Source organism: Candidatus Planktophila sp. (assembly GCF_046070465.1).
Taxonomy (GTDB): domain Bacteria; phylum Actinomycetota; class Actinomycetes; order Nanopelagicales; family Nanopelagicaceae; genus Planktophila.
On sequence record NZ_JBJTMK010000117.1, the window covers coordinates 1 to 10,521 of the forward strand.

General features: G+C 49.9%; 11 protein-coding genes. 2 read left to right on the forward strand and 9 right to left on the reverse strand.

Going from position 1 to position 10,521, the window contains the following annotated elements; genetic code table 11:
* Together ACKOVI_RS05280 and ACKOVI_RS05285 are read left to right on the forward strand one after the other, a co-directional pair.
* Window positions 1–424, forward strand: a 424-nt coding sequence (locus tag ACKOVI_RS05280) for a 5'-3' exonuclease H3TH domain-containing protein (protein ID WP_509603029.1), incomplete at its 5' end; no start/stop codon positions are given.
* Between the two features lie 17 nt (window positions 425–441).
* Window positions 442–1,194 (forward strand): polyprenol monophosphomannose synthase, encoded by a 753-nt coding sequence (locus tag ACKOVI_RS05285; protein ID WP_509603030.1) that lies wholly within the window; start codon window positions 442–444, stop codon window positions 1,192–1,194.
* Window positions 1,195–1,228: 34 nt separating this feature from the next.
* On the opposite strand, the gene gcvP is transcribed toward ACKOVI_RS05285, so the two are convergent.
* From gcvP to ACKOVI_RS05330, 9 genes are all read right to left on the reverse strand, one after another.
* Entirely contained in the window at window positions 1,229–4,015 is a 2,787-nt protein-coding gene (gene gcvP / locus ACKOVI_RS05290; RefSeq protein ID WP_509603040.1) for an aminomethyl-transferring glycine dehydrogenase, read from the reverse strand.
* Between the two features lie 106 nt (window positions 4,016–4,121).
* Window positions 4,122–4,622, reverse strand: a complete 501-nt coding sequence (locus tag ACKOVI_RS05295; RefSeq protein WP_509603031.1) for a MerR family transcriptional regulator — start codon at window positions 4,620–4,622, stop codon at window positions 4,122–4,124.
* A 129-nt stretch (window positions 4,623–4,751) separates the two neighbouring features.
* Entirely contained in the window at window positions 4,752–5,240 is a 489-nt protein-coding gene (locus ACKOVI_RS05300) for a bifunctional nuclease family protein (RefSeq protein ID WP_509603032.1), read from the reverse strand.
* Window positions 5,241–5,960 carry a transcriptional regulator FtsR gene (gene ftsR / locus ACKOVI_RS05305; RefSeq protein ID WP_509603033.1) on the reverse strand — a complete coding sequence of 240 codons (720 nt, stop codon included), beginning with the start codon at window positions 5,958–5,960 and terminating at the stop codon, window positions 5,241–5,243.
* The gene (locus ACKOVI_RS05310; protein ID WP_509603034.1) at window positions 5,961–6,431 is read right to left on the reverse strand and encodes an FHA domain-containing protein; all 471 of its coding nucleotides are present in this window, start codon (window positions 6,429–6,431) and stop codon (window positions 5,961–5,963) included. It abuts the gene before it with no gap.
* 106 nt (window positions 6,432–6,537) lie between these two features.
* The gene (gene gcvH / locus ACKOVI_RS05315; protein WP_509603035.1) at window positions 6,538–6,918 is read right to left on the reverse strand and encodes a glycine cleavage system protein GcvH; all 381 of its coding nucleotides are present in this window, start codon (window positions 6,916–6,918) and stop codon (window positions 6,538–6,540) included.
* Window positions 6,919–6,946: 28 nt separating this feature from the next.
* Window positions 6,947–7,528 (reverse strand): CDP-alcohol phosphatidyltransferase family protein, encoded by a 582-nt coding sequence (locus ACKOVI_RS05320; protein WP_509603036.1) that lies wholly within the window; start codon window positions 7,526–7,528, stop codon window positions 6,947–6,949.
* Window positions 7,525–9,492, reverse strand: a complete 1,968-nt coding sequence (gene der, locus ACKOVI_RS05325) for a ribosome biogenesis GTPase Der (RefSeq protein WP_509603038.1) — start codon at window positions 9,490–9,492, stop codon at window positions 7,525–7,527. The genes ACKOVI_RS05320 and der overlap by 4 nt, the downstream gene beginning before the upstream one ends.
* Before the next feature lie 80 nt (window positions 9,493–9,572).
* Window positions 9,573–10,521: prephenate dehydrogenase/arogenate dehydrogenase family protein (locus tag ACKOVI_RS05330; protein ID WP_509603039.1), on the reverse strand; the 949-nt coding region annotated here is incomplete at its 5' end.

Genomic DNA, 10,521 nt, shown 5'->3' on the forward strand with positions numbered 1-10,521 from the left:
CACCAATCACGATCTAGTCGATACCCAGTTCGTAGCTAATAAGTACGGAATCCCAGGTGATCGTTATGCACTCTTTGCCATGTTCCGCGGCGATCCTTCCGATGGCCTACCTGGTGTTAAGGGTATTGGTGAAAAGGGTGCGGCGCTCATAGCAAACCATTTTGCAACCACAGATGAAGCACTTGCTGCTGCCCAATCAGGACATGAAGCCCTACCTTCTGCGCTTGCAAAGAAAATCATCGCAGGGGAGGAGTATCTGAAAATTGCTCCAACTCTGGTGCACTGCGCGAGAGATGTCGCATTACCCGCTATGGATATCGCAAAGCCGAAGAAACCTGTCGATCTCTCTCAGATTTACCAGATGAAGGAGGAGTATGGTTTGGGGGCAAGTGTGGATCGATTAATTTCTGCCTTAGGTTGGTAAGGATGGTTTCGGAGAGTATGAAACACGTAATTTTGATTCCCACCTACAACGAATCAATTGCAATAGTTGAACTTCTAAATTCGCTATCTGCTTTACATAATCAACGCGACTTTGATGTGATTGTTCTCGACGATAATTCTCCAGATAAGACTGCCGATATTGTCGATAATCTTCACTTTCCTTGGGTTCGCGTGTTGCGACGCCCTGGAAAGGCCGGATTAGGTGCCGCATATCGTGCGGGTTTTGCTGAAGTTCTTAAGAACGATAAGTACACCCATGTCATCACCATGGATGCCGATGGATCTCACCGAGTTGAAGATTTGCCAGCCATGATGGATGCTCAGCATTCCTCTGAATTGTCGATAACTCTCGGCACGCGCTGGATCGCCGGAGGATCTGTGGTTAATTGGCCATTAACCCGCCAATTACTATCCCGAGCAGGCACTACATACGCCCGGATAGCGCTGCGAATTCCGCTCCATGATTTAACGGGCGGTTTTCGAATCTACTCAGTTGCGCTCCTTCGAAAACTCAATTTATCGCACATGACGGCCACTGGATATTGTTTTCAAATCGAGATGGCGATGGCAAGCGATTTAGCTGGTGCCTCTACACGTGAAGTACCGATTACCTTCGTCGAGCGAAGCAATGGAATTTCAAAGATGAGTAAAGCAATAGTCTTTGAGGCGCTATGGCAGACAACGCTCTGGGGCCTGGCTCGTGCAGTGAAACCTAATGCCGATAAGTTACATTATGTAAAGTCAGAGTAATCTGACCCTACCCCTGCTCAGGCGAAGTTTCCCGTTATCTAAAGTCATCGAGCGGTGCACAAGAGCAGATGAGATTTCGATCGCCGTGTGCGCCATCGATACGAGCGACAGGCGGCCAATACTTCATCCGAGAACCGATGATTTCGCCGCTGACAAAGCCATCCAGGGGCGCTGGATAGCCCCCCTTCTCTCTTGGGTAAGCCCTATCCCAGCCGGTCGCGGTCACCGAGCGGGCAGTATGAGGGGCATGGCGCAGCGCTGATGCTTCTACGGCAACCTTCCCATCAATGACTTCCTGAATCTCAGCCCGGATTGAGATCATCGCATTGATAAAGCGCTCGATTTCAGCACTATCTTCCGACTCGGTCGGCTCAATCATCAGAGTTCCGGCTACAGGGAAAGACATCGTGGGTGCATGGAATCCATAATCCATGAGGCGCTTTGCAATGTCATCGACTGTAACGCCAGAGTCTTTAGTGAGACCGCGGATATCCAGAATGCATTCGTGTGCAACGCGACCGTTGGCACCTGTGTAGAGAACTGGATAAGAATCCGCAAGGCGAGCTGCCATGTAGTTAGCTGACAAAATCGCAACCTGTGTTGAGTGCGTAAGTCCTGGGCCACCGAGCAGACGAATATACGCCCAGGAAATCGGCAAGATACTTGCTGAACCAAATGGTGCAGCTGAAATTGGACCAGGACCTGTTGACGGACCTGCAAGTTCATCGAGTGGGTGGTTGGGAAGGAAGGGCGCTAGATGAGCGCGAGATATCACCGGACCGACTCCTGGTCCCCCGCCGCCATGTGGAATTGCAAATGTCTTATGGAGGTTGAGATGTGAAACATCTGCACCAAACTTTCCTGGCTGAGCAAGTCCTACGAGAGCGTTGAGGTTCGCACCATCAACGTATACCTGTCCCCCTGCTTCATGGACTAGACCACAAATCTCAGAGACGGCAGTTTCAAAGACTCCGTGTGTAGATGGATAAGTGATCATGAGTGCGGCAAGTGCGTCAGCATGTGCCGCAATCTTCGCCTTCAAATCTTCGACTGAAACATTTCCCTTATCGTCGCATTCAACAACAACAACTTTCATTCCTGCCATAACGGCAGATGCGGCATTAGTTCCATGCGCACTGGAAGGAATTAAGCAAATATTGCGGGCAGAATCCCCACGCGAATCGTGATAGTTACGAATTGCAAGAAGCCCTGCAAACTCACCCTGGCTACCGGCATTGGGCTGCAACGAAACTGCGTCATAGCCAGTAATCGCAACAAGCCAATCTGAAAGTTGTTGAATCAATTTGCGAGAACCTTGATTTTGCTCTGCGGGAGCAAATGGATGTAATGAAGCAAACTCAGGCCAGGTGACCGCTTCCATCTCTGTTACGGAGTTGAGTTTCATTGTGCAGGAACCCAACGGAATCATCGTCCGATCGAGTGCGAGATCGCGATCAGCAAGGTTGCGTAGATATCGCATCATTCCGGTCTCGCTGTGGTTTGTATTAAAGACTGGATGTGTCAGAAAACTGGAAGTGCGTACGACAGATTGAGGAAGGCTCTCCCCTGTTGTATCAGCGAATCCCAAAATAGAGAGAACATCAGCAAAAGTTGCCTCTGTGGTCTCTTCATCAAACGAGACGCGAATCTGAGTTGGGCTCACACGTGCAAAATTAATCCGCTTCGCTGCTGCCGCTGCATGAATTAATGCTGCATCTTCAACATCGATCGTGACAGTGTCAAAGACAACATCGTTACGTGAACTAGATGCTTTGCGAAGACGGGATGCGAAGTTATGAACACGAAGTGCAATCGAACGAAGACCAGCCGGTCCGTGATACATCGCGTAGAAGGCGCTCATATTTGCGAGTAGCACCTGCGCAGTACAGATATTCGACGTCGCCTTATCGCGACGAATATGTTGCTCGCGAGTTTGGAGTGCAAGACGGAAAGCTGGCTTTCCAGTCGCATCAATACTTTGCCCAACAAGGCGACCTGGCATCGATCTTTCAAGACCATTGCGAACCGCCAAGAAACCTGCGTGTGGACCACCAAAGCCCATCGGTACACCGAACCGCTGAGATGTTCCGACCGCGATATCTGCACCCCACTCCCCTGGTGCTTTAATCAGGGTTAAGGCCAGTAAATCCGTTGCTGCAATGACAAGCGCATCACGTGAATGTGCGAATTCTGCGAACTGTGAATAATCGATAATCTCGCCTGTTGTATCTGGATACTGAACAAGTGCACCGAAGAACTCACCGTCATATCCATCGCGAGCAATATGCCCTGAATCAATTTCTACAACTCTGATACCAAGTGGCTTCGCGCGTGTGAGGACGACCGCCTTTGTCTGAGGGTGTACATGCTCTTCAATCAGAAAGACGGCGTCATCGCTCAGTTTTGATGCGCGGCGGGCAAGTGTCATCGCCTCCGCTGCTGCAGTTCCTTCGTCGAGCATTGAAGCGTTAGAGATATCAAGTCCGGTGAGCTCACAGACCATTGTCTGAAATGCAAAGAGGGCTTCCAGGCGTCCTTGCGAAATTTCTGGTTGGTATGGTGTGTAGGCGGTGTACCACGCTGGATTTTCTAAAACATTTCTTTTGATGACAGGCGGAACAATGGTTCCGTAATATCCAGTTCCAATCAGTGAGCGAAAGACTTGATTCTCAGATGCGATCTCACGAAGTTCAGCAATGACTTCAACTTCGCTCTTGCCCTCTCCCAGCGAGGATTCAATGGTTCCATTGATGGCAATGTTGGATGGAACGACATCTGCGATGAAGCTTGTGAGATCTTTGTAGCCAAGAGCCTGGAGCATTGATGCTTCGTCGAAGTGAGTTGGACCAATATGACGATCTTCAAATGAACGGCTCACAACGTAACCCCACTAACTATGTGAATAAGTGGGTGCAATATATTGCGAATTAAGCCCCTTTAGCCTTACGCCGGAGCGAGAGTTCATCGTTACCTTCGCCACCCACGAGCTCGCCATTAAACTCTCCAGCCAAGGTTGAGAGTGATCCCTCAACTTCATGCCAGACCTTTCCAACAGCAATTCCGAAGACGCCCTGACCGCCCATCAAGAGATCGACGATTTCATCAGGGCTAGAACATTCATAGATTGATGCACCGTCGCTCATGAGTGTGATGCGTTCAAGCTCTGTCACTCCACGACCCCGAAGGTGATCGACTGCTGTGCGGATATTTTGAAGAGATACGCCAGCATCAAGAAGGCGCTTCACAATTTTAAGAACGAGGATGTCGCGGAATCCATAGAGACGTGCAGTTCCAGAACCGTGAGCTGTGCGAATGGATGGTTCCACCAATCCAGTGCGCGCCCAATAATCGAGCTGGCGATAGGTAATACCTGCAGCAGAGCAGGCTGTGGCGCCGCGATAGCCGATTTGAAGATCTTGTTCTGTCACGAGGGGGGGCTCGCCTTCTAAAGGAATATTCCAAGGGGGTGGAATGGCATAAGGGTACTTCCGGCGCCACCTGGGCTCTGGGAGCGACACGCTCAAAACCTCTACTTGAGGTTTACAGTTTTAATCGTATTAGGCGAAATCTTCGGGGTTGATATGGTCCAAGAACTCGCGAAAGGCCTCGACTTCTTGCTCGCTCTCCCCTGCCGCGACAGCTGGAATCTGGATTCCGGCGCTCGCCAAGAGATCCTGATTGACCAAGATATTGGTCTTGGTGCGTAGAGCGATGGCAATCGCATCAGATGGACGGACTGAAAGCGGAGCTAATGGACCTTCTACGTTACGCATCTGCAGCTCTGCGTAGAAGATTCCATCGCGCATCTCTGTGATATGAACAGCAGTCAACGTTGAACAAGTTCTCTCCAAAATATCGACGATTAAGTCATGAGTTAATGGTCGGGCGGGGCGAAGATCTTGTTGGGCGAATGCAATCGCGGTAGCTTCAACCGACCCGACCCAGATGGGAAGGAAGGTTGTACCTTCCACCTCTTTTAAGAGAACAATAGGTTGGTTAGAAGGCATCTCAATTCGGACGCCGACAACTTCAACCAGAGTAAACATTTAGCGTGGGCGGTTAAGTCCGCTGCGCACGAGCGATGCATGAAGGCGCACTGAGAGAGCTGCGATTTCCTTCTGAACTTCCTCTGCACGAGCCTTCGCTTCAGATGACTTCTGACGTGTAAATGGCGTGATGACTTGTTCAATCAAACCAATCTCGCGATCTGCCGCTGTTTTAAATGAACGCAGGTGACGCGCTTCAATTCCGAAAGATGCCATCTCAGCAACAGCCTTAGCAACCGAAAGTGCATCAGCGTCGTAGTGACGTCCACGAAGTGTGATGAGACCAAATGATTCAAGTTCGACGAGCTGTGAATCCTCAAGGCCAGAAGCGTGGATGAGTTCATCGCGAGAGAGACGCATCTCTGACTGCTCGCCAAATGTCGATGGCGCAATTTCCCCGTCGATCGTGGCCAAGCCAAGTGTTGGGCGTGGTACTGCAATGCCTTGTGGGGTCGGAGTTAATCCACGATCGAGTGCATCAAGGTTCTCTTTAATCACCTTGAGCGGCAAGTACTGATCGCGCTGAGCAAGAAGTACGTAGCGAAGGCGCTCAAGATCATTGCTTGTAAATTTACGGTAGCCAGAAGGTGTGCGCTGTGGCTCGATAAGTCCCTCAGATTCAAGGAAGCGAATCTTTGAGATGGTGATATCAGGGAAATCGCCACGTAACTTTGTTAATACTTCACCGATACTTAAATAGGCACGTGCTGGAACGCTCACTTACTTCTCCCCTGATGCTGATGTGCTACTAATAAAGAGCATATGAAATTTGCCAATCTGAATCTCATCGCCAGTGCTGAGCTGATGAGATGATGTTTGTACATTGTTGATATAGGAACCATTGAGGCTTCCCGAATCGGTAAAGATATATCCTGAGCCTTCACGCTTAATGGTTGCGTGAGTGCGAGAGACAGTGACATCGTCAAGAAATATATCGCTTGACGATGCTCGTCCGATTGTTGAACCTTCTGGAGTGATCAGAAAACGAGCACCCCGAGAAGGTCCGCGATGAATAAAGACCATCGCATTCTCGCCAGAACCGTTCATGACACCTTGGAGTACCTCTTGCTCTTCGGCAGATGACTCTGCAATGAGCTTTTCAATCAGCGCAACAGGGGAAGAATCTGCGACAGATCGGACTCCGAGATGGAGAGTGGTAGTTGCTTCATGGGATGGAACTGCCTTCTCCATGAATACTCCCCTCGTGAACTTCTTACCCAGTGAAACCTAGTAAAACGGGCTCACCTTCAACTTGAGGCTGACAGTAGAGAGTTGTTGAAAAATTATCAAGCTGGCGTCAGCCAGTAATATTTCCATATTCTGCCGCGCTCAAAAGCACTGCTGGCTCTCCACTTACTGAGATTTCAGCTAACCAGCCGGCGCCATAAGGATCAGAGTTGACAAGTTCTGGAGTATTGACAAGTGCATCATTGATTGCAACCACTGTGCCAGTTACTGGCGAAAAAATCTCTGAGACTGACTTTGTAGATTCGACTTCACCACAGACTTTATCGGCTGTCACTGCTTCGCCGACCTTTGGCATTTGAACATAGACAATGTCACCGAGCGCTCCTTGAGCGAAATCAGTAATGCCCATTCGAATCGTTCCTGCAGTTGCAGTCTGTGCAACCCACTCGTGCTCTTTTGTATATTGAAGCTCAGCAGGAATCTGTGACATGGCGTCCTCTTCTATGTTTTTCTCTATCTTATTGGATAGAGATGATGCGATCAGATGGCCGCACTCTAATACTTTTCATTGCGCTGCGGAAATATGAAACACCTGTGAAGAGATAGAGCGCAATTCCCCAGATTGCAAAGGCCCATCCGAAGATGAATGCCATTGTGCCAACCCAAGAGGAATCGAGAGCGAGAAGCAGAAGCGGAAATGCATAGAGAAGATTGAAGGTTGCCGCCTTACCCATGTAGGTAACCTTCAGTGGAGGTAGACCTTTACGGGTGAGAGCTATCGTGACCAGACCCAGTATTAGATCGCGCCCAAGGAGAAGGAGGATCGACCATAACGGGAGAGCCCCACGGAGATAGAGAACTATCAACGTTGCCAGGATGTAAATGCGGTCAATTGCAGGATCTGCCAGCTCACCGAATCGAGATGTTTGGTTCCACATCCGAGCGAGCTTTCCGTCGAGATAGTCAGTCAGCCCGCCTATTGCTAGGACGAGAATCGCCCAACCATCAGCGTGAAGGTCGAGTGCGAGCCAGATAAAGAGAGGAACTCCAAGGCCGCGCAATGCTGTCAGGCCGTTGGGGATCGTCAGGTACTTCTTCACTCTTTCTCGCGCTCCTTGACTCGAATCGCGACCTGTACCGGGGTTCCTGGGAAACCGAACTCTTCACGGAGGCGACGCTCGATAAATCGACGATAGGAAGCTTCGATCCATCCAGAGGAGAAGACCACGAACTTGGGAGGCGCAATGCCCGCCTGCGTTGCGTAATAAACCTTCGGTTGTTTGCCTCCGCGAACCGGCGGAGGCGTCGCTCCGATCAGGGCGCCAAGGAACGAGTTGAGTTTCGAGGTTGGAACGCGCTTCTCCCACGAGGAGAGTGCAGTACGAAGAGCTGGCGCCAAACGATCTCTATGCCAGCCAGTCTTGGCAGCAACATTGACTCGCTGAACCCACTCGATATGGCCGAGGTGGCGGTCAAGTTCCTTCTCAAGTTGGTCACGGCGATCTTCATCGACGAGGTCCCACTTATTTAATACAAGAACCATCGCCTTTCCGGAATCTTCTACCATAGAGATGATGCGGAGGTCTTGTTCGGAGATTGGAACTGACGCATCGAGAACAAGGGCAACACATTCAGATCGCTCTAGAGCTGTCTGAGTACGAAGCGTTGCATAGTAATCAGTTCCGCTTGCTTGATTTGCGCGCTTCTTAATTCCTGCAGTATCAACGAATCGCCAAACCTGACCACCAATTTCAATCAGCGAGTCAACAGGGTCGCGAGTTGTTCCTGCAACATCATCAACAATCGATCGATTCTCTCCAGCAAGAGCATTCAGCAAACTTGATTTACCAACATTAGGTCGTCCAATCAAAGCGATTCGACGATATCCATCTTGAGTTTGTGCCCGTCCAACTTCTGGAAGTGATTTCACGATAGTGTCTAGGAGATCACCTGACCCACGACCATGAAGACCGGAAACAAAATGTGGTTCGCCGAGTCCGAGATTCCATAATGCATGTGCATCAGCTTCATCATTGTCGCCATCTACTTTGTTGGCAATTAATATTGTTGGCTTCTTTGCCTTTCGAAGTTCTTGCACCATGACATCGTCTTCATCGAGTGCGCCAACCTGTGCATCAACGACAAATGCAAGAATATCTGCCTCTTCCATTGCGAGCTCTGCGCCTGCTGAAATTGCAATCGAAATTCCATCGGGACGCGATTCCCATCCTCCGGTATCCATCACAATAAAGCGACGACCGCCCCACTCGCATTCGTATTGAACACGATCGCGAGTAACGCCAGGTGTATCTTCAACAATTGCTTCACGACGACCAAGGAAACGGTTAATCAAAGTTGATTTACCAACGTTAGGTCGGCCAAGTATTGCCACGATAGGTAAACCAAGTAAAGATCGCTCTACAAGAAGTTCCCAGACTCGTTCGATAGTCTCTTCAAGATTGAGTTCGGTGCTATCGATATGAACAGCATCCGATGCCATTGCTAAAGGGCTTGTTTTACGCGAGGAATCGAGCTCGTCGCGTGATGTAAGCGAATGCGCGACCATTTCTGTTGAGACAGCAGCATCTGCAATTTCACTCTCACGTCTTGATGTTCGCGCATCGATATCGGCTGTGAGGTAAATCTTCAATGCAGCATCAGGGCAGACCACAGTTCCAATATCGCGACCTTCTACAACAATGCCACGTTCGCAAGAATCAATAATGGAACGTTGAAGAAGAAGTAACTCTGCACGAATATCAGGATCTGCTGCAATGATGGAAACTTTATTTGTGACGTGCAGCGTACGGATCTCTTCAGAGATATCCCGCTCCCCTAGAAAAATCTTCGGGCTCTTAGGATCTGCGTGAAACGAAATTCGATTGACTGAAAGATAAGCCAAAATATCTTTTGCAAGATCACTCTGGATCTCAAGTGCGACTAATGCAACGGCGCGATACAGGGCGCCGGTATCTAGATAATTCCATCCCGCGCGAGTTGCGATTCCTTTTGAGGTTGACGACTTACCAGCTCCGCTTGGGCCATCAAGTGCAACAACAATCATGTTTAACCCAAACCTTTCTCTTTACTTGTCGACAGCTCTACATTCCTATTATCTCGCACTAATTGCGAAACGCTCGCCACTTAACGAGGTGAATGCGCGCTCCATCCTTGCGCTATGAGATGGCGATACAACTTCTCTGCATCATCTTGAGAGAGCGCGAGAGTTATTAATCCTGTGTACTGCTCTGGCGAGTGTTCGATAGTCAGATCCTCAACGTTGACTTGTGCGTTTGCGCATTCATCGAAGAGGGCTGCTAATTGACCTGGTTTATCTTCAATGACCACTGGCAAGAAGGTGTAGTTACGAGCAACTCCTCCATGTTTTCCAGGAATCATCGAACGGCCGCGGTTCCCGCTCTTCATAAATTCATCCACCGCACTCTGCGATGAGAGAGATAGCCGAAGGTTCTTCAGGGTTTCAATGACGTAGTCTAAGAGGGGCGTCAGCGCCTCTTGATTTGCAACAAGGATCTCTCGCCATAAGACGGGGTTTGATCCTGCGATTCGTGTTGTATCGCGCAGTCCTGTTCCAGCCAGATCGAGCCATTGGGCTGGCGCTCCCTCTAGGGTGGCAGCCAATGCTGAGCTCATAATCTGCGGAAGGTGTGAGACGAGGGCGACTGCTCGATCATGTTCTGCAGCCGGCATATCGATCAGATGTGCCCCACAGATCTCGATAATCTCTCGACCTACCTCGAGTAGCTCCGCGCGGACCCCTCGGGAGTCGATAATCCAAGGCCGACCTTGAAAGAGATCTGCTCGCGCCGACTCAGCTCCCCCAACTTCGCGGCCCGCCATAGGGTGGCTCGGCAGAAAGTAAGACATATCGAGATCAAGCGCTGAAACCTCTAGTACAGGCTTAACCTTTACTGAACTAATATCTATAAATCCCACGTTGAGACCTTGCTGAATCTCTTTCGCTATGACCTCTGAAACGGTAGAGAGTGGTGACGCAACGAGAGTGACCTGGCTCTTCTCGGACGGGGTGGATCTCATTAAATCTTGGGCCAACTGTGCAGCAGCAGGATTG

Bases quoted from the DNA above. Each gene is read 5' to 3' on its own strand.
- ACKOVI_RS05285 (WP_509603030.1), top strand. From the start codon at position 442: ATGAAACACGTAATTTTGATTCCCACCTACAACGAATCAATTGCAATA.
- gcvP (WP_509603040.1), bottom strand. From the start codon at position 4,015: ATGCTCCAGGCTCTTGGCTACAAAGATCTCACAAGCTTCATCGCAGAT.
- ACKOVI_RS05300 (WP_509603032.1), bottom strand. From the start codon at position 5,240: ATGTTTACTCTGGTTGAAGTTGTCGGCGTCCGAATTGAGATGCCTTCT.
- ACKOVI_RS05310 (WP_509603034.1), bottom strand. From the start codon at position 6,431: ATGGAGAAGGCAGTTCCATCCCATGAAGCAACTACCACTCTCCATCTC.
- gcvH (WP_509603035.1), bottom strand. From the start codon at position 6,918: ATGTCACAGATTCCTGCTGAGCTTCAATATACAAAAGAGCACGAGTGG.
- der (WP_509603038.1), bottom strand. From the start codon at position 9,492: ATGATTGTTGTTGCACTTGATGGCCCAAGCGGAGCTGGTAAGTCGTCA.